This window comes from Allorhizobium borbori, from assembly GCF_014196535.1.
Taxonomy (GTDB): Bacteria; Pseudomonadota; Alphaproteobacteria; order Rhizobiales; family Rhizobiaceae; genus Ectorhizobium; species Ectorhizobium borbori.
On the sequence record NZ_JACIDU010000002.1, the window covers coordinates 371672 to 392372 of the forward strand.

The 20701-nt window shown below is 61.8% G+C and carries 20 protein-coding genes; 5 read left to right on the forward strand and 15 right to left on the reverse strand.

Annotated features, from left to right (window positions below; genetic code table 11):
- Positions 1-101 precede the first annotated feature (101 nt).
- Together GGQ66_RS03785 and GGQ66_RS03790 are read left to right on the forward strand one after the other, a co-directional pair.
- Positions 102-968 carry an alpha/beta fold hydrolase gene (locus GGQ66_RS03785; RefSeq protein ID WP_183789545.1) on the forward strand — a complete coding sequence of 289 codons (867 nt, stop codon included), beginning with the start codon at positions 102-104 and terminating at the stop codon, positions 966-968.
- A gap of 240 nt (positions 969-1208) precedes the next feature.
- Entirely contained in the window at positions 1209-1760 is a 552-nt protein-coding gene (locus GGQ66_RS03790; RefSeq protein ID WP_183789547.1) for a DUF2087 domain-containing protein, read from the forward strand.
- Positions 1761-1764: 4 nt separating this feature from the next.
- On the opposite strand, the gene GGQ66_RS03795 is transcribed toward GGQ66_RS03790, so the two are convergent.
- Positions 1765-2682, reverse strand: a complete 918-nt coding sequence (locus tag GGQ66_RS03795; protein ID WP_183789549.1) for a hypothetical protein — start codon at positions 2680-2682, stop codon at positions 1765-1767.
- Positions 2683-2948: 266 nt separating this feature from the next.
- Positions 2949-3938 (reverse strand): quinone oxidoreductase family protein, encoded by a 990-nt coding sequence (locus GGQ66_RS03800; protein ID WP_183789550.1) that lies wholly within the window; start codon positions 3936-3938, stop codon positions 2949-2951.
- Positions 3939-4035: 97 nt separating this feature from the next.
- On the opposite strand from GGQ66_RS03800, the gene GGQ66_RS03805 reads away from it, so the two are divergent.
- Both GGQ66_RS03805 and GGQ66_RS03810 read left to right on the forward strand, forming a co-directional pair.
- The gene (locus GGQ66_RS03805; protein WP_183789552.1) at positions 4036-4926 is read left to right on the forward strand and encodes a LysR family transcriptional regulator; all 891 of its coding nucleotides are present in this window, start codon (positions 4036-4038) and stop codon (positions 4924-4926) included.
- 95 nt (positions 4927-5021) lie between these two features.
- Entirely contained in the window at positions 5022-5642 is a 621-nt protein-coding gene (locus GGQ66_RS03810; RefSeq protein ID WP_183789554.1) for a DsbA family protein, read from the forward strand.
- A gap of 6 nt (positions 5643-5648) precedes the next feature.
- Here GGQ66_RS03810 and GGQ66_RS03815 read toward each other — a convergent pair whose 3' ends face one another.
- The 9 genes from GGQ66_RS03815 to GGQ66_RS03855 form a co-directional block, all read right to left on the reverse strand.
- Complete coding sequence (locus GGQ66_RS03815; protein ID WP_183789556.1) at positions 5649-6440, reverse strand: 3-hydroxybutyrate dehydrogenase; 792 nt, start codon at positions 6438-6440, stop codon at positions 5649-5651.
- A 3-nt stretch (positions 6441-6443) separates the two neighbouring features.
- Positions 6444-8399, reverse strand: a complete 1956-nt coding sequence (locus tag GGQ66_RS03820) for an acetoacetate--CoA ligase (protein WP_183789558.1) — start codon at positions 8397-8399, stop codon at positions 6444-6446.
- Positions 8396-9280, reverse strand: coding sequence for a 3-hydroxyisobutyrate dehydrogenase (gene mmsB, locus GGQ66_RS03825; protein ID WP_183789560.1), 885 nt, complete (start codon positions 9278-9280; stop codon positions 8396-8398). The genes GGQ66_RS03820 and mmsB overlap by 4 nt, the downstream gene beginning before the upstream one ends.
- Before the next feature lie 10 nt (positions 9281-9290).
- Positions 9291-10886, reverse strand: a complete 1596-nt coding sequence (locus tag GGQ66_RS03830) for a GMC family oxidoreductase (protein WP_183789562.1) — start codon at positions 10884-10886, stop codon at positions 9291-9293.
- Between the two features lie 79 nt (positions 10887-10965).
- Complete coding sequence (locus tag GGQ66_RS03835) at positions 10966-11976, reverse strand: branched-chain amino acid ABC transporter permease (protein ID WP_183789564.1); 1011 nt, start codon at positions 11974-11976, stop codon at positions 10966-10968.
- A gap of 2 nt (positions 11977-11978) precedes the next feature.
- Positions 11979-12866: a branched-chain amino acid ABC transporter permease gene (locus GGQ66_RS03840; protein WP_183789566.1), complete on the reverse strand. Its 888-nt coding sequence runs from the start codon at positions 12864-12866 to the stop codon at positions 11979-11981.
- 2 nt (positions 12867-12868) lie between these two features.
- On the reverse strand, positions 12869-13570 hold the full coding sequence (locus GGQ66_RS03845) for an ABC transporter ATP-binding protein (protein ID WP_183789568.1): 702 nt from the start codon (positions 13568-13570) through the stop codon (positions 12869-12871).
- A 1-nt stretch (position 13571) separates the two neighbouring features.
- Complete coding sequence (locus tag GGQ66_RS03850; RefSeq protein ID WP_183789570.1) at positions 13572-14357, reverse strand: ABC transporter ATP-binding protein; 786 nt, start codon at positions 14355-14357, stop codon at positions 13572-13574.
- 16 nt (positions 14358-14373) lie between these two features.
- Positions 14374-15582: an ABC transporter substrate-binding protein gene (locus GGQ66_RS03855; RefSeq protein ID WP_183789572.1), complete on the reverse strand. Its 1209-nt coding sequence runs from the start codon at positions 15580-15582 to the stop codon at positions 14374-14376.
- Between the two features lie 224 nt (positions 15583-15806).
- Here GGQ66_RS03855 and GGQ66_RS03860 point away from each other — a divergent pair, with 224 nt between their 5' ends.
- Positions 15807-16712: a LysR family transcriptional regulator gene (locus tag GGQ66_RS03860; protein ID WP_183789662.1), complete on the forward strand. Its 906-nt coding sequence runs from the start codon at positions 15807-15809 to the stop codon at positions 16710-16712.
- 60 nt (positions 16713-16772) lie between these two features.
- On the opposite strand, the gene nrdF is transcribed toward GGQ66_RS03860, so the two are convergent.
- From nrdF to nrdH, 4 genes are all read right to left on the reverse strand, one after another.
- Positions 16773-17747: a class 1b ribonucleoside-diphosphate reductase subunit beta gene (gene nrdF / locus GGQ66_RS03865; RefSeq protein WP_183789574.1), complete on the reverse strand. Its 975-nt coding sequence runs from the start codon at positions 17745-17747 to the stop codon at positions 16773-16775.
- Positions 17748-17909: 162 nt separating this feature from the next.
- Positions 17910-20054, reverse strand: a complete 2145-nt coding sequence (nrdE, locus tag GGQ66_RS03870; RefSeq protein ID WP_183789576.1) for a class 1b ribonucleoside-diphosphate reductase subunit alpha — start codon at positions 20052-20054, stop codon at positions 17910-17912.
- Positions 20051-20449, reverse strand: coding sequence for a class Ib ribonucleoside-diphosphate reductase assembly flavoprotein NrdI (nrdI, locus tag GGQ66_RS03875; protein WP_183789578.1), 399 nt, complete (start codon positions 20447-20449; stop codon positions 20051-20053). The genes nrdE and nrdI overlap by 4 nt, the downstream gene beginning before the upstream one ends.
- Positions 20450-20461: 12 nt before the next feature.
- A complete protein-coding gene (nrdH, locus tag GGQ66_RS03880; protein ID WP_183789580.1) occupies positions 20462-20698 on the reverse strand; it encodes a glutaredoxin-like protein NrdH in 237 nt (78 codons plus the stop codon).
- Between the last annotated feature and the right edge of the window lie 3 nt (positions 20699-20701).

Genomic DNA, 20701 nt, shown 5'->3' on the forward strand with positions numbered 1-20701 from the left:
CAACCGTGGAGGCCCCGGCGTTTCGCCATGCCGCTTAAACCCGTCTCCGTGTTCCGCGCCCTCCCTCCGGCACGCCATCTTTCAAGCCGCAGGAGTCCCCGATGGGTCAGGAATTCACCGAATCCTCCACCAGCCGTTTCATTCGCATCCGCGAAGGCGACGAGGAACTGAACATCCACTACAATGATTGCGACCCGAAGACGGGCGGCGAAACCGTGGTGATGCTGCATGGCTCGGGCCCCGGCGCCAGCGGCTGGGCCAACTTCAACCGCAACATCACACCGCTGACGGATGCGGGTTTTCGCGTCATCCTTCTCGATTGCCCCGGCTGGAGCAAGAGCGACACCATTGTCTGCACCGGTTCACGCTCGGAGCTGAACGGCCGCATTCTCAAGGGCCTCGTCGACCAGCTTGGCATCGGCACCGTTCACGTCATCGGCAATTCCATGGGCGGCCACAGCGCCGTTGCCTTCGCCCTGGCCAATCCGGCCAATGTCGGCAAACTCATCCTGATGGGCGGCGGCACCGGTGGCGTCAGTTCGTTCGTGCCCATGCCGACCGAAGGCATCAAGCTGATCGGCGCACTCTATCGCGATCCGACCATCGAGAACCTCAAGCGCATGATGGCCGTCTTCGTCTATGACGCCTCCGAACTGACGGAACAACTCTACCAGACGCGCCTCGACAACATGCTGGCCCGCCGCGATCATCTGGAAAACTTCGTCAAGAGTACCACCGCCAACCCCAGGCAGTTCCCTGATGTCGGCCATCGCCTCGGCGAAATCGCCGCCGAAACGCTGATCATCTGGGGGCGCAACGACCGGTTCGTCTCGCTCGATGTCGGCCTGCGCCTCGTCGCCGGCATCCAGAACTCGGAACTTCACGTCTTCAACAATTGCGGTCACTGGGCGCAATGGGAACACCACGGCAAGTTCAACCGCCTGGTGCTCGATTTCCTCACCCATTGATCGGAAAGGCGCTTCCGGATATTGCCCTCCCGCTCCGGAAGCGCCCCTATCGCCTTGCCCGAAACACCGCCCCGTGCTAGATCCGCAACCGGTCGGCAGTTCACCAAGGCGTCGCTGTTCCCGGAAGGGAAAGCTAAACCTGCCATCATTGACGGCAATCACCCGATCCATGGAACGCGGTGCCGCGTCGTAAGCCAGCGACCAACGACTTTCAAAGCCGGCCCGTCATGGATGATTGTAATGTCCAGAACCCGTTTCCCCCTCATGGCCGAGGATATTTCGGCCTTTGCCCGCACGCTCTCGCGTGAACTGGCCGCCAGCGACACCCCGCCCGGCCATCTCTCCCTGCTGAACATGCTGGCGCGCTCCAGCGGCTTTCGAAACTTCCAGCACCTGCGTGCCGCCCACGCGGCCGGTGAACGGCTGGCGGCCACACCGCTGCCAGCGGAACCGGTCGATCACGACCTGGTCGAGCGCGCTGCCCGCCAGTTCGGGCCGGAAGGTCGGCTGCGACAATGGCCTTCACGCCATGGCATCCAGACTCTCTGCCTGTGGGTGCTGTGGTCGCGCCTGCCCACCGGTCTCGAAATGAATGAGAAGCAGGTGAACGCCACGCTGAATGCCAACCACGATTTCGGTGATCCGGCGATCCTGCGCCGAAGCCTGTTCGGCATGGGACTGGTGACGCGTGAGCGAGACGGAAGCGGCTATCGCCGGCAGGAACGCCGGCCACCGCCCGAAGCCCGCGCGCTGATCCGGCTTCTTGAAAGCCGCGGCGCAAGGGCGGCCTGAACGCTCAGGCCGAGAAGAGCAGAATCTCTGCCTGCGTTGTCGCGGGCAGGCTGGAAACCCGCGCGTGGGCAAAGCGGAAGGCTTCGTCCAGCGCGGAAAACTTCTGCGCCTGCCACATCAGATAATCCGCCAGAAAGGCCTCCGACAACCAGAGCGTCCGGTTTCCGCGCGTACCGATCCAGCCGACGAAACCGGCCTCTTCCGTCTTCTTGAACATGGTCTTGATGTTGGTGACGGAAATTCCGTACTGCTGCGCCAGCGCCGGCACGGAAACGGGACCAACGACAACACGGCCTTCGACCGCGCTGAATGCGTCGATCTGGTTCATCAGTTCATGCAGGATCATACCGCCGAATTCCGCGAAGAGAAACGCACGGATACTGTCAGCCGGATAACGCCATACGGGATTGGCAATGAGGCGTTCGGCAGCACGCGGCTGGGCCAGGCGGAAAATGCGTGGATCGGCGACACAGATCTTCTCGCGCTCACCACCGTCCAGACGGTCCAGGCCGCGCATATGGCCCATGAACCAGCTCATCATCGCCCGGTCACTGGCCTCGGTCGTTTCGAGAAACCGCATCCGCTTGTCGGTACCGTGCACGACTTCGCGCAGGAATTTGTAGGCCAGCAATTCCTTGAGAAAGGCATCCGCCGTGTTGCGGCTTGCCGCACCGATGGTCGTGGCAATGCCGATGAACCGGGCCGGGTTGAGGCCGGAATTCGGATCGTCCTCCCGCCTCTGGATCGAAAGCGCATACATCGATTGCGTCATCAACCATTTGCGGTGCGACGCCTTGAGACGCGCCAGCCGGGGCGTATCCCGATGAATGGTAATGAGATGGCCGGCTATATCGCGGTCAACCATCGGAAACAGCGGATGCGCAACAAGCATTGCGGGTGTCATGGCACCGGCAATAAGCAACGGATCGTCCTGTTGCGTTTGTACATTTCCCATCAGCGGCATACGAAAGCCATCGCTCAACGATATGATAAAGTTTCGAACTCAGAACGGTATGATATATTTGTATGACAGTTTGCGGACTACGCCATTCCATAGGCCATGGAAAGCAAACCGCGGTCATTATCTGGGTCGAATTTACCGTTACCGCTCGCTCAAAGGAAGCCTAACACACAAAACCGCCGGACGAAAAGACGTCCGACGGCTTGAAGCGTTCGAGAAAGCTGACCTCAGCGCACGGCATCGACCACGAGAAGAATCGACCCGACCGTGCGACGGGCCTCCAGATCCAGATGCGCCTGCTGCGCATCGGCCAGCGGATAGCGCGCGCCGATACGGACATCGAGACTTCCCTTCGCCAGCAACGAAATGAAAGCTGTTGCCGCCTCGCGATAGGCAGCAACGTCTGCCATGTAGGCGAAGGCGCTCGGGCGCGACAGGCAGAGCGAACGACGCGGCCCAAGCTGCGACAGTTCCACCGCCGGTACCGGACCACCGGCCTGACCGATGCTGGCAACCATGCCGAACGGCCTGACCGCCTCAAGCGTTCTTGCGAGTGTTTCGCCACCTATGCCGTCATAGGCCACGTTCACGCCCTTGCCACCGGTCAGGGCCAGAACGGCCTCCACGAAGTCGCGGTCCCGGTAAAGCACGGTGTGGTCCGCGCCGGCCGCGCGCGCGAGTTCCGCCTTCTCCGGTGAACCGACCGTGCCGATGACCGTGGCGCCAAGAAGCTTTGCCCACTGGCAGAGAATGAGGCCAAGCCCGCCCGCCGCCGCGTGAACGAGAACGGTCGTGCCCGGTCCGACGGGAAAGACGCGGTGAAGCAGCATATGGGCGGTCACCCCGCGCAGCATGCTGCCGGCTGCCGCCTCCTCGCTGACTGTTTCCGGCAGCACGATCATGCGCTCCGCCGGCACGGTGCGAGCGGAGGCATAGGCGCCGGTAAACGGCAGGGCATAAGCCACCCGATCGCCCACCGACAGGCCTTCGACCCCCGGTCCGAGCCCCTCGATCACACCCGCGCCCTCGACGCCCAGAATGGCAGGCATCTTCGGCAGCGGATAAAGCCCGCTGCGGTGATAGACATCGACATAATTGACGCCGGCAAAGCGTTGGCTAACCAGCACCTCGCCCGTTGCAGGCACAGGCGTTTCCACGGTTTCAAGAACGAAGCGGTCGGCGGCACCGACCTCATGAATGCGAACGACTTCTGTCATGTGAGGGTCTCCTGTGATGGGATGCCCTCTTTTCGCATGGGTGATTTTGCCATAAAATTCCCGAATATTGCGCACTACTTGGGGATTTTTACACAGGATGAATTGGGACGACCTGCGCTTTTTCGTCGATCTGTCGGAAACAGGGAGCCTTTCCGCCACGGCGCGCAACCTGCATGTGGACCACTCCACCGTTGCCCGCCGCATCGCCGCGCTGGAGCAGGCGCTCGGCCTGCGCCTGTTCGACAGGCTACCGCAGGGCTATCCGCTGACGGCGGAGGGTGAGCGCCTGAAGGAACAGGCGAGCCGGTTGCGTGACGACATCATCGCCATCGAGCGCATGGCGGAAGGCGACCGCACCGGCATTGCCGGCACGGTACGCGTCAGCGCACCGCCTGCCTTCGCCAGCTTCTTTCTCGTGCCGCGCCTTGGTCTTGTCCGCGAGCGGCATCCAGGCATCCGGCTGGAGATGTCGGGCAATCTCGCAACGGTGAACCTCACCCGCCGCGAGGCCGACATCGCCATCCGCATGACGAAGCCGGAGGGCGCATCGCTGGTGGCCCGCCGGCTGGGGGCGAGCGGCTACGGCCTCTTCGCCGCGCGCAGCTATGCCGCCCGCCACGCCGTCGAAGACATGGCTCTGCTCGGCTACGAGGAGAACATGGATCATGTGCCACAGCAGATCTGGCTTCGAAACTATGCGGCGGGACGCCCGCTCGTGTTCCGCACCAGCGATCTCGGCGGTCTCTACCACGCCACCCGCGCGGGCCTTGGCGCCGCCGTCCTGCCCTTCTTCCTGACGGCGCATGACGACAGTATTGTGTGTCTGCGCCGGCACGATGTTCCGTCCCGCGATATGTGGCTGCTGGTCCACGAGGACGTCCGCCGCTCGCCCCGCGTCCGGGCCGTGATGGAAGCGCTGACCGAAATCATCCAGCGCCACAGGGCGATGATCGAGACAGGATTGCCGGAAGAGCGCGACGCTGGCTGAAGGTTGCGCACAACCGCGTGAAGTTCCTGTTTTCCCCTTCTCGAAACATAGGGAAAGGCCTATCTAGGCGGCACCGCCGAAGGAGTTCGAGAACCATGCTGACCCGCCGACAGATCATTGCCGCCGCCCCTGCGGCCTTCGCCTTCGCGGCGCTTGGTGCCGGTGCGGCACAAGCACTCGAAATCTCCGAAAAGACGGTCTTTTTCGATCCGGATGCGCCAGTCCTTGGCAACCCCAAGGGCGATGTGACCGTGGTCGAGTTCTTCGATTACCAGTGCCCCTATTGCAAGAAAAACCATCCGATGATCCGCGACGTGGTGAAGGCCGACGGCAATATTCGCTTTCTGATGAAGGACTGGCCCATTCTGGGCGATGCCTCGGTTTATGCCGCGCAGGCCGCGCTGGGCGCCGCCCAGATCGGCCGTTACGAAACGGCCATGGAAGCGTTGATGAAGTTCAAGGGCCGCCTTTCGCCCGACAGCGTCAAGCAGACCCTTGTCGACGCCGGCCTGAAGATGGACGACATCACCGCCGCCGTAAACAAGTACAACCAGAAGATTTCCGGTCTGCTGGACCGCAATTACGGCCAGGCCACCGCCTTCGAATTCGTTGGCACGCCCTCCTTCGTGGTCGGACGCACCACCTATGCCGGCGTTCTCGACGACAAGATGCTGAAGGTGGCCATCGCCGAGGCCCGCAAGAAGAAGGCGGGTTGATCGCCTCTATTTCGCCGTCCAGCCGCCATCGATGGAAATGGTCGTGCCGGTGATGGAGCGCGCCATCTCGCCCGCGAGATAAAACGCCATCTCCGCAATCTCTTCCGGCTGCACGAAGCGACGCGTCGGCTGCGGCGCCAGCATCACCTTCTTGATAACATCTTCCTCGCTCATGCCGTGCACGCGGGCCTGATCGGCCACCTGCGCGGCGACCAGCGGTGTCCAGACATAACCGGGGCAGATCGCGTTACAGGTAATGCCCTGTTCCGCCACCTCCAGCGCCACTGTCTTGGTAAGACCGACCACGGCATGCTTGGTCGCCACATAGGCGGACTTGAACGGCGAGGCACGCAACCCGTGGGCCGAGGCGATGTTGATGATGCGCCCGAAACCGCGTTCCTTCATGCCGGGAAGGGCCGCTCGAATCGTCAGGAATGCACTGTCCAGCGACACCGCAACGATCCGCTGGAAATCCAACGGATCAAGCTCGTCGACGGGCGCCACCTTCTGGATGCCGGCATTGTTGACGAGAACGTCGATGCGTCCGAAGCGTTCGAGCACCGAAGAGGCCAGTCCAGTGCTTTCCGCGCTGTCGGCAAGGTTGGCGGCAAAATAGGACGGCGCGTGCGGCGTATCTCCGCCGATGGTGGCCAGCGCTTTCGCCGCCTTCTCCGGTGTCTCGATGCCGTTCACCGCCACGCGATAGCCGGCTTCGGCATAGCGCCGTGCAATGGCAAGCCCGATCCCGCTGGTCGAGCCGGTTACGAGGGCGACTTTGGGTTCCTTCGGGTCCACCATGGCCTAATCCTTCAATTGCGGCAGGTTGCGGAAGAGATCGAGCGCTTCCGGGTTGGCAAGCGCATCGGCGTTCTTCACGACGCGCCCGTGGATCGTATCGCGCACGGCGATTTCGGAAATCTTGCCCGAGCGCGTGCGCGGAATGGCGGAAACGGCAATGATCTTCGCCGGAACGTGCCGCGGTGTCGCACCGGCCCGGATGCGGGCGCGGACGGTCTTTTCCAGCTCGTCCGTCAGCGGCGCATCGCCCTTCAGCCACACGAAGAGAATGACGCGCTGGTCACCATCGATATCCTGCCCGACGGCAACTGCCTCCTCGACAATCTCCACCGTTTCGACCTGACGATAGATTTCCGCCGTACCGATGCGCACACCGCCGGGGTTCAGCACGGTGTCGGAGCGCCCGTGGATGACGTAGCCGCCGGAGGGACGTTTCTCGGCGTAATCGCCTTGCGCCCAGATGCCGGGAAAGAGGTCGAAATAGGCGGCGCGGTAGCGCGAACCGTCCTCGTCGCCCCAGAACTTCACCGGCATGGACAGATGCGCGTTGCGGCAAACGAATTCGCCCGCCACACCGGAAACGGACCGGCCCTCGTCGTCCAGCGTATCGACATCCATGCCGAGCATGGCGCCCTGCAATTCGCCGCGATGGACACCCTGCAGCGGATTGCCGCCGAGGAAACAGGCGCAGATATCCGTGCCACCCGAAATCGAGGCGAGATGCACATCCGCCTTCCAGTCTCGGTAAATATGGTCGAAGGAGGGGGCAATCAGCGGCGACCCCGTGGAGAGGATGGTCCGCAGTGTCGAGAGGTCGTGGCTTTCGCACGGCTTCAACCCCGCCTTCAGGCAGGCATCGATGAACTTGGCAGAGGTGCCGAAGGTGGCAATACCTTCAGCATCGATCAGGTCGATCAGCCGTGCCGGCGTCGGATAACCGGGATTGCCGTCATAGGTCACCAGCGTTGCGCCGAGCGCCAGACCGGAGACCTGCCAGTTCCACATCATCCAGCCGCAGGTGGTGAAGTAGAAGAAGCGTTCGCCAGCGCGAATGTCGCATTGCAGCTTCTGCTCCTTCATGTGCTGAAGCAGAAGGCCGCCGCCGGAATGGGTGATGCACTTCGGCTTGCCGGTGGTGCCGGAGGAATAGAGGATGGCAAGCGGAGCCTTGAATGGCAGGCGGTTGAAGGCAATCGCCTGCGGCTGATAGGGCGCGACGAAGGCATCGAGCGTGAGGCAGCCGAGATCGGCCAGCGAAGCGGGAATACTGTCGCCGATCAGCACGATCTGCCGCGGCGCAGCACTTTCGGCCACGGCGCGAATGGTCGGCGCGACATCGATACGCTTGCCGGCATAACCATATTCCGGCAGGGCGATCAGCACCTTCGGGCCGATCTGCGAAAGCCGGTCGGAAGCGCCGGCGGGACCGAAATCCGGTGAGCAGGACGACCAGATCGCCCCGATGGCGCTTGCCGCGAGATAGCCGATAATCGCTTCGAGGTCATGGGTAACGATAGCGCCCACGCGGTCGCCTTCCCGGACGCCCGCGGATGCCAGGGCCTGCACTAGACGCGAAACCGCATCATAAAGGGCGCGGCGTGTGATGGTGCGGCGCGTGCCATCGTCGCGCAGCGCGATCACGGCAAGGCGATCATCGGCATCGCGCAGCAGATTTTCCGCATAGTTCAACCGCGCACCGGGATAGAATTCGGCTTCCCGGATCGTCGGACCGGGCGTAAACGCCGAAACGCCCTTGTCGCCGATGATGTCGAGCTCATCCCACAGCATCGCGTGGAAGGCATCCGGCTCGCGAATCGACCAGTCGAGCAGGCCGGCGTAATCGTCGGGGCGAACGCCATGCAGCCGCGCGGTGCGACTGGCGAAGGCGTGGAGGGCGGAACCTTCGACGCGCTCGGTGGAGGGAACCCAAAGAAGATCGGTGGAGGCGTGCGCGTTCATTCTTCCCCTCCCCTCAGCATTTCCACGATGGCCGAGAAATCGCGGTCGCCGCTGCCGCCGGTGATGAAATCCTCGTAGAGACCGGCAGCGGCGGCACCCAGCGGCGTCGACGCACCGGAGGTCCTGGCGGCTTCCTGAGAAAGCTTGAGATCCTTCAGCATCAGCGCCGCCGCGAAGCCCGGACGATAGCCGTTATTGGCGGGTGTGGTCGGCACCGGACCGGGCACGGGGCAATAGGAGGTGAGCGCCCAGCACTGGCCGGAAGACGTGGAGGCAACGTCGAACAGCGCCTGGTGGGAGAGGCCAAGGCGCTCACCAAGAACAAAGGCTTCCGACACCGCGATCATCGAGATGCCCAGGATCATGTTGTTGCAGATCTTGGCGGCCTGGCCAGCGCCGGCGCCGCCGCAATGCACGATCTTCTTGCCCATCTTTTCCAGAATGGGCTTTGCGACGCCGAAGGCTGCATCCGCACCACCGCACATGAAGGTCAGCGTCGCACCCTTCGCCCCGCCCGTGCCGCCGGACACCGGCGCATCGACAGAGAGGCAACCGGCGGCAGCGGCCAGCTCATGCGCCTTGTTCGCGCTCGCCACATCCACCGTCGAGCAATCGATGAGCAGCGTGCCGGCTGGCACCAGCCCGACAATTTCGCCATGTACGGCCACCACATGCTCCCCCTTCGGCAGCATGGTCACGATGACCTCCACGCCGGAAACGGCATCGGCCAGCGTCGCGACGGCGCTCACACCTTCCGCTTCGGCAGCGGCACGGCTTGTTTCGGAAAGATCGAAGCCCTTCACCGCATATCCGGCCTTCGCCAGATTGACGGCCATGGGCAGGCCCATATTTCCAAGACCGATGAAAGCGATGTTATGCATGGGAGGCTCCTTATCGATTGTCGGCGAGGATCATGTCGGCGGCCTTTTCCGCGATCATGATCGTCGGTGAATTGGTGTTTCCGGAGGTGATGGTCGGCATCACCGACGCATCGGCCACGCGCAGCCCCTTCAGGCGGCGAAAGCGCAGGCGCGGATCGACCACGCTCGCCTCGTCCACGCCCATGCGCATCGTGCCAACCGGATGGAAGATCGTCGTGCCGATATCGCCCGCAGCCTTCACGAGATCGTTGTCGTTCTCGTAGGATGGGCCAGGCTTGTATTCCTGCGGCTTGAACCGCGCGAAGGACGGTTGCGCCACGATGCGGCGGGTCAGCCGAATGGCGTTGATCGCCACCTGCCGGTCACCTTCCGTGGAGAGATAGTTGGGGCGGATGTCCGGCTGGGCCGTGAAATCCGGCCCCTTCACATGTACGGAACCCCGGCTCTCCGGCCTGAGGTTGCAGACGCTTGCCGTCATCGCCGGGAACGGATGGACGGGCTCGCCGAACTTGTCGAGCGACACCGGCTGGACATGATATTCGAGATCGGCCGTTTCCTTCTCCGGCGAGGAGCGCGTGAAGACCCCGAGCTGGCTCGGCGCCATCGACATGGGCCCCGAGCGCTTCAGGGCATATTCAAGGCCGATCTTCGCCTTGCCGAACAGCGTGGAAGCCTGCTCGTTCAGCGTCGGCACGCCGGAAACCTTGTAGATCATGCGCAGTTGCAGATGATCCTGCAGGTTTTCACCGACGCCGGCGACTTCGTGGCGAACATCAATGCCGGCCTTCTGCAGAATATCGCCGCGACCGACACCGGAGAGTTCCAGAAGCTGCGGCGAACCGATGGCGCCTGCCGAAAGCACCGTTTCCTTGCGGGCGCGAGCCGTCTTCAGAATGCCGTCATGCAGGAACTCGACGCCCTTGACGGCATCGCCCTCGATGATGAGCCGCTTGGCATGGGCATTGGTTAAAACGGTCAGGTTGGCGCGGTTCTTCGCAGGCCGCAAGAACGCCTTGGCCGTGTTCCACCGCCAGCCGGCCCTCTGGTTCACGTCGAAATAACCGGCGCCTTCATTGTCGCCCTTGTTGAAGTCGTCGGTGGCGGGAATACCGGCTTCCTGCGCGGCCTGCTGGAAGGCGTCCAGCACCGCCCAGCGCACACGGGCCTTTTCCACGCGCCATTCGCCGCCGGTGGCGTGCAGATCGCTCTTGCCACGATAGAAGTCCTCCGACTTCAGGAAATAGGGCAAAATATCGTCCCAGCCCCAGCCCTCGCAGCCGAGCTGCCGCCACTGGTCATAATCGCGGGCCTGGCCGCGCATGTAGATCATGCCGTTGATGGACGAGCAGCCGCCCAGAACCTTGCCGCGCGGATAGATCAGCGAGCGACCGTTGAGGCCCGGCTCTTCCGCCGTGCGGAAGCGCCAGTCGGTGCGCGGATTGTCGATGCAATAGAGATAGCCAACGGGGATGTGGACCCAGTGATAATTGTCACGACCGCCTGCTTCCAGCAGTAAAACGCGGTTGTTCGGGTCTTTCGACAGGCGGTTCGCCAGAACGCAGCCGGCACTGCCTGCTCCGATGACGATGTAATCGTAGTCGCCCATAGTCTTTCTCCAAGGGGGGCCCGTTCCCGCGTCCAGAGGGGACGCGGGTGGGGCATGCCATGCATTGCGATTTCAGGTGTTATCGGCGGTGTTCGAAGCCAAGCTTCCGCCCCAGCCGCGAGGCGTAGAATTCACCCACCAGCCCCCGACGGAACACCAGAACGCAGACCATGAATACAAGGCCGGTGATGATGGTGACGGGGAAATCCGAGGTGGCGAGGTAGTTCTGCAGCGTCACCACCAGACCCGCGCCGAAGATCGGGCCGATCATGGTGCCGATGCCGCCGAGCAGCGTCATCAGGATGACTTCGCCCGACATCTGCCAGGTCACGTCCGTCAGCGTGGCGAACTGGAAAACCAGCGCCTTGAGACCGCCAGCGAGACCGGCGAGCGTTGCCGACATCACGAAGGCGCCGAGCTTGTAGTGCTGCACGGAATAGCCGAGCGAGATGGCGCGCTGTTCGTTCTCACGGATCGACTTCAGGATCATGCCGAACGGCGAGTGGACGAAGCGCCAGATGACCAGAAGCACGATCACGAAGGCGGCAAGAACCGTGTAGTACATGTTCGTCTGGACGCTGAGATCGAGCAGGCCGAACAGGTGGCCGCGCGGCACTGACTGCAAACCGTCTTCGCCATGGGTAAAGGGCGCCTGCAGGGAGAAGAAATAGAACATCTGCGACAGCGCCAGCGTGATCATGGCGAAGTAGATGCCCTGGCGACGGATGGCGACGAAGCCGATGACGAGGCCGAGAAGGGCGGCACCGGCCATGCCGATGATGATGCCGATTTCCGGCGTCACGCCCCATTCCTTCACCGCATGCGCCGTGAAGTAGGCAGCCCCGCCGAAGAAGGCGGCATGGCCGAAGGACAGAAGCCCGGTATAGCCGATCAGCAGGTTGAAGGCGCAGGCAAAGAGCGCGAAGCACAGAAGCTTCATGATGAAGATCGGATAGATGAACATCGGCGCGGCGATGAGCGCTGCGAGACCGATGGCCATGAGGCCGATCTTGACCGGGCCGAGACCGGCAGGCGCTTCCGCGGGCAAGACGGTCGCCGAAGCGTGGTGCGAGTGGATGGCTTTGGACATGATCAGGCGTCCTTTCCGAACAGGCCGGCGGGGCGGATGAGCAGCACGATCGCCATGATGACGAAGATGACGATGTTGGAGGCTTCCGGATAGAAGACCTTGGTGAGACCTTCGGCGATGCCGAGCATGTAGCCGGTGACGATGGCGCCCATGATGGAGCCCATGCCGCCGACCACGACCACCGCGAAGACGACGATGATGAGATTGGTGCCCATGAGCGGCGACACCTGATAGATCGGCGCAGCCAGCACACCGGTGAAACCGGCCAGACCGGCGCCGAGCGCGTAGGTCAGCGTCAGGAGCACGGGCACGTTGATGCCGAAAGCCTGCACCAGCGTCGGGTTTTCGGTGGCGGCGCGCAGATAGGAGCCGAGCCTGGTCTTTTCGATCAGCGCCCAGGTGGCAATGCAGCCGACGAGCGAAACGACAACCACGAAGGCGCGGTAGTTCGGCAGGAACATGAAGCCAAGATTGGTACCGCCGGCAAGCTGCGGGGGAACCGAATAGGGCTGCCCGGCCGCCCCGTAAAGCCAGCGGAACGTGCCTTCGATGACGAGAGCGAGACCGAAGGTGAAGAGCAGCCCGTAGAGCGGATCGAGATCATAGAGACGTGACAGAAGCAGGCGCTCGATGATCGCACCGAACAGCGCCACCACCAGCGGCGTAATGACGAGGGCCGCCCAGAAGTTGATGCCGAGATATTGCAGGCCGAGATAGGCGACGAAAGCACCGAGCATGTACTGCGCGCCATGGGCAAAGTTGATGACGCGCAAAAGGCCGAAGATGACGGCAAGGCCAAGCGACAGCATGGCATAGAAGGAGCCGTTGATGAGACCGACCAGAAGCTGCCCGAGCAGGGCCTGGATCGGAACGCCGAAGATCATGGTCATGGTTAAACCCCCAGCACCTTGTTGAGTTCGCCCATGCGGTTCGGCAGATCGCTGACCGGGAAGTCACCGACCATCTGGCCGTGATCCATCAGGTAGAAGCGATCCGTGATCTTCGCGGCGAAACGGAAATTCTGTTCGACAAGCACCACGGTCATGCCGCGGCCCTTGAGTTTCTGAAGCACCTCGCCGATGCGCTGCACGATGACCGGCGCAAGGCCTTCGGTCGGCTCGTCCAGCAACAGCACCTTGATGCCGGTGCGCAGGATGCGCGCCATCGCCAGCATCTGCTGTTCGCCGCCCGAAAGCTTGGTGCCGGGGCTGGTGCGACGCTCCAGCAGGTTCGGGAAAAGCTCGTAGATTTCATCGAGATCCATGCCGCCCGCGGCAACGACCGGCGGCAGCATCAGGTTTTCCTCGACGGTGAGCGTGGCGAATATGCCGCGCTCTTCCGGCACGAAGCCGATGCCGTGCTTGGCTGTCTTGTGCAGCGGCACCGAAAGCATGTCCTTGCCGGCCAGCCTGATCGAACCCTTGCGGTTGCGGATCATGCCCATGATGGTTCTGAGCGTCGTCGTCTTGCCGACGCCGTTGCGGCCGAGAATGGTGATCATTTCCCCTTCGCCGACCTTGAGATCGACGCCGTGGAGCGCCTGGCTTTCACCATACCAGGCTTCGAGATTGGTAACTTCGAGAAGGGCGGTCATGTCAGGCCTCCTCCGTGCCCATATAGGCGGTGCGAACACGCGGATCGGCGGAAACCGTCGCATAGTCGCCTTCGGCGAGAATTTCGCCGCGCTGGAGCACGGTGACGTGATGGCAGATATCGGCGACGACCTTGAGATTGTGCTCAACCATCAGCACCGCGCGGGTCTTGGCCACTTCGCGGATGAGATTGGCGACATGCGAAACGTCCTCCCCGCCCATGCCGGCCATCGGCTCGTCGAGCAGAAGCACTTTCGGGTCGAGCGCCAGCGTCGTGGCGATCTCGAGAACGCGCTTGCGGCCATAGGACAGGTCGGCGGCCAGCGCATATTTTTCCCGCGTCAGGCCAACCGAGGCGATCAGCTCCTCGGCCCGGGCGTTCAGCCGGTCGAGCGAAGACATGGGCAACCAGAACTGCGTGGCGAGATTGTTCGGCCGCTGCAACGCGACGCGCACGTTTTCAAGGACGGTCAGATGAGGGAACACCGCCGAAATCTGGAAGGAGCGCACGAGACCCATGCGCGCCACCTTGTCCGGCGGCGTTTTGGTGATGTCCGCCCCCATGAGGGTGATCGTTCCGCCCGTCGGTTGGTGGAACTTGGTCAAGAGGTTGAAGACCGTGGTCTTGCCGGCTCCGTTTGGGCCGATCAGCGCATGCACCCGGGCATGATGAACGTCGAGATCGACATTCTTCACGGCGGCAAAAGCGCCGAAACTCTTGGAGAGACCGCGCGCCGAAAGCACGACGCGGGGTTCCTCTTCTGTACGAAGGACGGGAGCGATCGTCATGAGGGCGATCCTTTTCTTACTGCGTGACCAGCGGGCAGCCGCTCTTGGCCGGATCCAGGAAGGCTTCCTTGCCCGGAATGGTGGCGAGAACCGTGTAGTAATCCCACGGGGTGGCGCTTTCGCCCGGCTTCTTCACCTGCATCAGATACATGTCGTGGATCATCTTGCCATTCGCGCCGACATGGCCATCCTTGGTGAAGACGTCGTTGACGGGCAGTTCCTTCAGCGCCTTGGCAACGGCATCGGCATCATCCGTGCCGGCCTTGTCGATGGCCTTGAGATAGGAAGTGACGGCGGAATAGGTGCCGGCATGAACCATGTTCGGCATGGCGCCCGTGCGCTTGAAGAAGCGTTCGCCGAACTTGCGGGATTCGTCGTCACGGTTCCAGTAGAAGCCTTCCGTCAGCGTCAGGCCCTGTGCAGCTTCCAGACCGAGACCGTGGACCTCGGCCAGCGTGAAGAGAAGAGCCGCAAGACGCTGGCCGCCCGCGACGATGCCGAATTCAGCCGCCTGCTTGATGGCGTTGGAAGTGTCGAGACCGGCATTCGCCAGACCGATGACCTTGGCGCCGGAAGACTGGGCCTGCAGCAGGAACGAGGAATAGTCCGTCGAGGCGAGCGGATGGCGGACGGAGCCGAGCACCTTGCCGCCATTGGCCTTGACGAAGTTGGCGGTGTTTTCTTCCAGCGAGTAACCGAAGGCATAGTCGGCGGTCAGGAAGAACCAGCTATCGCCGCCCTGCTTCACCAGCGCGCCGCCGGTGCCGACTGCGAGCGAATAGGTGTCATAGGCCCAGTGGAAACCGTAGGGCGTGCACTGCTTGCCGGTGAGTTCCGTCGTTGCGGCACCGGTATTGATGGTGATCTTCTTCTTGTCCTTCGACAGCGCCTGCACAGCAAGGCCGACCGACGAGGACGTCAGTTCCATGATGCTGTCCACCTGTTCGGTGTCGTACCACTGGCGGGCAATGTTCGAGGCGACGTCCGCCTTGTTCTGGTGGTCGGCGGTCACCACTTCCACCGGTGCGCCCAGCACCTTGCCGCCAAAATCTTCCACGGCCATTTTCGCGGCCTCGTAGGAATACTTGCCGCCGAAGTTGGCGTAGACGCCGGACTGGTCGTTCAGGATGCCGATCTTGACCTTGCCGTCCGAAATATCGGCGGCATGAGCGGCAGTACCGGCCGCCAGAGCGATGGCCGTGGACAACAGAATGCTCTTACGCATGACTTCTCCTCCCAGAGATCGATAGCGTGTCAAAAATCCACTTCGGTCCAATTCCGAACGAAAACCCTGTTTCCGTCTCTCCCGGTCTGGAACCTGTGAGGTCTCGCCGCTCTCCTCAAAGCAGCGCTTCCGGACCGTAGACTTGACAAAATCCGGCGTTGACACAAGAGCAAGGCCTCATCAAATTGCGAACAGGTTCCGTTCATTTTTGAACAGATGAGGCTATATTGACCCCCTTCACCTGGGACGATCTCCAATATTTTCTGGCCGTTGCGCGCACCGGCCAGCTCTCCAGTGCGGCACGCACGCTGCGCACCAGTCACGCAACTGTGTCCCGGCGCATCGACCGGCTCGAATTCACCTTGAAAGCCAAGCTCTTCGAGCGCAATCCGCGCGGCTATGAGCTGACGACGGTGGGCCGCCGGCTGGTGGAAACGGTGGAGCGGATCGAGGCCGAAGCCGAACGTTTGCAGTCGGATATTTCCGAAGGCGGAAGCCTGCTGCGTGGCGTGGTCCGCATCAGCGCGCCGGAAGGGTTTTCCAACTTTTTCTTCGTCGAAAGACTGAAGGACCTCGCCGTTTCCCACCCGAACATCACGGTGGAACTCATCACCATCCAGCAGATCATGGCGCTTTCGCGCAAGGAAGCCGACGTGGCGGTCACGCTCGACCCGCCCAAGGCCGGGCCCTATGTCAGCGAAAAGGTGATGGACTACACGCTGCATATCTATGCGGCGCGCTCCTACCTCACCGGCAAGCCGCCGATCACCGGCAAGGAAGATCTGCTCGGGCACTTCTTCATCGGTTATGTGCAGGACATGATCTTCTCGCCGGGGCTGGACTATCTCCGCGACGTTCACACCGGCTTGCGGGCCAGCTTCCAGTCATCGAGCATTTTTGCACAGTTGACGGCCACCCGCGGCGGTCGGGGACTGTGCATCCTGCCGCGCTACATCGCCGAACGCTTTCCGGAACTGGAAATGGTGCTGCCCGACGATGTCGAGCTTCGCCGTGGCTACTGGCTGACCTGCCACCAGGATCTGGCCGACGTGCCGCGCATCCGCTCGGTCATGGATTTTATCCTCACGACGTCGCGCGTGAACGAACGGCTTTTCGTGCGCGCGGAGTAGAGGGGCCGGCAATTTCCGCCCCCTCCTTTCGACCGTCATGACCGGATTTGATCAGCCCGCTCAGAAATCCCAGTCTTCGTCTTCGGTCGCAACCGCCTTGCCCATGACATAGGACGATCCGGAACCGGAGAAGAAGTCGTGGTTTTCATCGGCATTGGGTGACAGCGCCGAAAGGATCGCCGGATTGACCTTGCAGGCCTCGGCCGGAAACAGCGCTTCATAGCCAAGGTTCATCAGCGCCTTGTTGGCGTTGTAGTGCAGGAACTTCTTCACGTCCTCGGTCAGTCCGACACCATCATAGAGCGCCTCGGTGTATTTCGCCTCGTTGTCGTAAAGCTCCAGCAGCAGATCGAAGGCGAAATCCTTGATGTCCTGACGCTCGGCTTCGGAAAGCCGGTCCAGCGCGCGCTGGAACTTGTAGCCGATGTAATAGCCGTGCACGGCCTCGTCACGAATGATGAGACGGATGAGATCGGCGGTGTTGGTAAGTTTCGCCCGGCTGGACCAGAACATCGGCAGGTAGAAGCCGGAATAGAACAGGAAGCTTTCGAGGAAGACGCTCGCCACCTTCTTTTTGAGCGGATGGCCGCTGTCATATTCGCGCATGATGAGCGCTGCCTTCCTTTGCAGGAACTCGTTTTCCTCCGACCAGCGATAGGCGTCATCCACATCCGCTGTGGAGCAGAGCGTGGAAAAGATGGAGGAATAGGAACGGGCATGGACCGCCTCCATGAACGAGACATTGGACAGCACCGCCTCCTCATGCGGCGTCACGCTGTCTTCCATCAAGCGCACCGCGCCGACACCGTTCTGGATCGTGTCGAGCAACGTCAGCCCGGTGAAAACGCGGATGGTAAGCTGCTGCTCTTCCGGTTTCAGCGTTGCCCAGGAGGGAATGTCATTCGACAGCGGCACTTTTTCTGGCAACCAGAAATTCGAGGTCAGCCGGTTCCAGACCTCCAGATCCTTGTCGTCCTCGATGCGGTTCCAGTTGATCGCGCGAACGCGGGCGACGGGCTTTACGGCTATGTTCATCAGAAAATCCCTTCAAGAAGCGGTGCAAAGCCCCCTCATCCGCCTGCAGGCACCTTCTCCCGGGAGAGAAGGAATAGCCGCAAAGTTCACCCCGATCATCCCTCCCCCTCGAACAGAGGGACAGGGTGAAGGGGCAACCGCGTATGAGAGGCGCGCCTTAAATCACAATGTGCACGAAACGCAGCCCTGAACCTGCGTTCCCTCCAGCGCCATCTGGCGCAGGCGGATGTAATAGATGGTCTTGATGCCCTTCTTCCACGCATGGATCTGGGCACGGTTGATGTCGCGGGTGGTGGCCGTATCACGGAAGAACAGTGTCAGCGACAAGCCCTGGTCGACATGCTGGGTCGCTGCCGCATAGGTGTCGATGATCTTTTGGGGACCGATCTCGTAGGCATCCTGATAGTAATCGAGATTGTCGTTAGAGAGGTAGGGCGCGGGATAATAGACGCGGCCGATCTTGCCTTCCTTGCGGATCTCGATCTTCGAAACGATCGGGTGGATCGAGGAGGTCGAGTGGTTGATGTAGGAGATCGACCCCGTCGGCGGCACCGCCTGCAGGTTCTGGTTATAAAGACCGGTTTCCATGACGCGCGTCTTCAACGCCAGCCAGTCCTCACGCGTCGGAAGCGCTACGCCCGCCTTTTCGAAGAGTTCCGTCACCCGTTCCGTCGCCGGCACCCAGTCCTGTCCGATGTATTTGTCGAAATACTCGCCCGAGGCATATTTCGAGTTCTCGAAGCCGCTAAAGCTTTCGCCGCGTTCCGCCGCAATGCGGTTGGAGGCCGAAAGCGCGTGGAACGTCACCGTGTAGAAATACATATTGGTGAAGTCGACACCCTCTTCCGAACCGTAGAAGATGCGTTCGCGGGCGAGATAGCCATGCAGGTTCATCTGACCGAGGCCGATGGCGTGGCTTTCGCTGTTGCCCCGCGCCACCGAAGGCACCGAACCGATGTGGCTCATGTCGGACACGGCTGTCAGTGCGCGGATGGCGGTGTCGATGGTCTTGCCGAAGTCGCCCGAATCCATCGCGTTCGCGATGTTCAGCGAACCGAGATTGCAGGAAATGTCCTTGCCGAGATGCTCGTAGGACAGATCCTCGTTGAACCGGCTCTCCTCGCTGACCTGCAGGATTTCCGAGCAGAGATTGCTCATGCTGATGCGGCCCGCAATGGGGTTGGCGCGGTTCACCGTGTCTTCGAACATGATGTAGGGATAGCCGCTCTCGAACTGGATTTCGGCAATCACCTGGAAGAATTCGCGCGCCTTGATCTTCTTCTTGGTGATGCGTGGATCGTCCACCATCTCGCGATACTTTTCCGTCACCGAAATCTCGCTGAGCGGTACGCCATAGATGCGCTCCACGTCATAGGGCGAGAAGAGGTACATATCCTCGTTGTTCTTCGCCAGTTCGAACGTGATGTCGGGGATGACGACGCCGAGCGACAGGGTCTTGATGCGGATCTTCTCATCGGCATTCTCGCGCTTGGTGTCGAGAAAGCGCATGATGTCCGGATGATGGGCATGCAGATAGACCGCGCCTGCCCCCTGCCGCGCGCCAAGCTGGTTGGCGTAGGAGAAGGAATCCTCCAGAAGCTTCATCACCGGAATGACGCCGGACGACTGGTTCTCGATCTGCTTGATCGGCGCACCCGCCTCGCGGATATTGGTGAGCGACAGGGCCACGCCGCCGCCGCGCTTGGAGAGCTGCAAAGCCGAATTGATCGACCGGCCGATGCTTTCCATATTGTCCTCGATCCGGAGCAGGAAGCAGGACACGAGTTCGCCGCGCTGCTTCTTGCCGGCATTGAGGAAGGTCGGCGTCGCCGGCTGGAAACGCCCGGCGATAATCTCCGCCATCAGATCGCGGGCGAGCGCCTCACTGCCGCGCGCCAGCGTCAGGGCCACCATGCAAACGCGGTCCTCATAGCGCTCCAGATAGCGCTTCCCGTCGAAAGTCTTCAGCGTGTAGGAAGTGTAATACTTGAACGCGCCGAGGAAGGTGGGAAAGCGAAACTTCTTTGCATAGGCTTCATCGAACAGGTCGCGCACGAAGTTGAACGCATACTGGTCGAGAACCTCCTGCTCGTAATAGCCCTCCGACACCAGATAATCGAGCTTTTCCCTGAGGTTATGGAAGAAGACCGTGTTCTGGTTGACATGCTGGAGGAAATATTGCCGGGCCGCCAGCCGGTCCTTGTCGAACTGGATCCGGCCCGCCTCATCATAGAGGTTCAGCATGGCGTTGAGCGCGTGATAATCGAGCGCGGTGTCGCCGCTCTTCGCCGGCTTGTTGAGTGTCATCTGGTCCAAAATCGTCCAAGTCCCTGGGTAACGTTGTCGATGTCCTCCGCCGTTCCAAGAAGCTCGAAACGATAGAGGAAGGGCACGGCGCATTTCGCGGCGATGATGTCGCCGGCAAGCGCATAGGCTGTGCCGAAATTGGTGTTGCCTGCCGCGATCACGCCGCGAATGAGGGCGCGATTCCGCGGATCGTTGAGGAAGCGGATCACCGGCTTCGGCACCGCCCCCTTCTCACCCCCGCCGCCATAGGTCGGCGTAACCAGCACATAGGGCTCGCTCACCGATGGGACGGGTTCATCCGCATCGATGGCCAGGCGCAGCGCGGGTAGACCCAGCCTCTCCACGAAACGGTGGGTGTTCTCCGACCGGCTGGAGAAATAGACGAGACCGCCCATCGCGATGCCGCCTTACGCCATGACGGTTTCGGAAAGGCTGCCGATCAGGTCCGGACGGAAGCCAGACCAATGCGTCTTGCCGGCAACGACCACCGGCACCTGCCGGTAACCCAACCCCTGCACGAGACTGTAGGCATCGGCATCCACGGAAATGTCGACGATCTGATAGGCGACGCCCTGACGGTCGAGCGCGCGGGTGGTCGCGGTGCACTGAACGCAGGCGGGCTTGGAATAAACGGTCACGGTCATGGT

Excerpts from the sequence above, each read along its gene's own strand:
- GGQ66_RS03785 (WP_183789545.1), top strand. The coding sequence starts at position 102 with ATGGGTCAGGAATTCACCGAATCCTCCACCAGCCGTTTCATTCGCATC.
- GGQ66_RS03790 (WP_183789547.1), top strand. The coding sequence starts at position 1,209 with ATGTCCAGAACCCGTTTCCCCCTCATGGCCGAGGATATTTCGGCCTTT.
- GGQ66_RS03800 (WP_183789550.1), bottom strand. The coding sequence starts at position 3,938 with ATGACAGAAGTCGTTCGCATTCATGAGGTCGGTGCCGCCGACCGCTTC.
- GGQ66_RS03805 (WP_183789552.1), top strand. The coding sequence starts at position 4,036 with ATGAATTGGGACGACCTGCGCTTTTTCGTCGATCTGTCGGAAACAGGG.
- GGQ66_RS03810 (WP_183789554.1), top strand. The coding sequence starts at position 5,022 with ATGCTGACCCGCCGACAGATCATTGCCGCCGCCCCTGCGGCCTTCGCC.
- GGQ66_RS03815 (WP_183789556.1), bottom strand. The coding sequence starts at position 6,440 with ATGGTGGACCCGAAGGAACCCAAAGTCGCCCTCGTAACCGGCTCGACC.
- GGQ66_RS03820 (WP_183789558.1), bottom strand. The coding sequence starts at position 8,399 with ATGAACGCGCACGCCTCCACCGATCTTCTTTGGGTTCCCTCCACCGAG.
- mmsB (WP_183789560.1), bottom strand. The coding sequence starts at position 9,280 with ATGCATAACATCGCTTTCATCGGTCTTGGAAATATGGGCCTGCCCATG.
- GGQ66_RS03830 (WP_183789562.1), bottom strand. The coding sequence starts at position 10,886 with ATGGGCGACTACGATTACATCGTCATCGGAGCAGGCAGTGCCGGCTGC.
- GGQ66_RS03835 (WP_183789564.1), bottom strand. The coding sequence starts at position 11,976 with ATGTCCAAAGCCATCCACTCGCACCACGCTTCGGCGACCGTCTTGCCC.
- GGQ66_RS03840 (WP_183789566.1), bottom strand. The coding sequence starts at position 12,866 with ATGACCATGATCTTCGGCGTTCCGATCCAGGCCCTGCTCGGGCAGCTT.
- GGQ66_RS03845 (WP_183789568.1), bottom strand. The coding sequence starts at position 13,570 with ATGACCGCCCTTCTCGAAGTTACCAATCTCGAAGCCTGGTATGGTGAA.
- GGQ66_RS03850 (WP_183789570.1), bottom strand. The coding sequence starts at position 14,357 with ATGACGATCGCTCCCGTCCTTCGTACAGAAGAGGAACCCCGCGTCGTG.
- GGQ66_RS03855 (WP_183789572.1), bottom strand. The coding sequence starts at position 15,582 with ATGCGTAAGAGCATTCTGTTGTCCACGGCCATCGCTCTGGCGGCCGGT.
- nrdF (WP_183789574.1), bottom strand. The coding sequence starts at position 17,747 with ATGAACATAGCCGTAAAGCCCGTCGCCCGCGTTCGCGCGATCAACTGG.
- nrdE (WP_183789576.1), bottom strand. The coding sequence starts at position 20,054 with ATGACACTCAACAAGCCGGCGAAGAGCGGCGACACCGCGCTCGATTAT.
- nrdI (WP_183789578.1), bottom strand. The coding sequence starts at position 20,449 with ATGGGCGGTCTCGTCTATTTCTCCAGCCGGTCGGAGAACACCCACCGT.
- nrdH (WP_183789580.1), bottom strand. The coding sequence starts at position 20,698 with ATGACCGTGACCGTTTATTCCAAGCCCGCCTGCGTTCAGTGCACCGCG.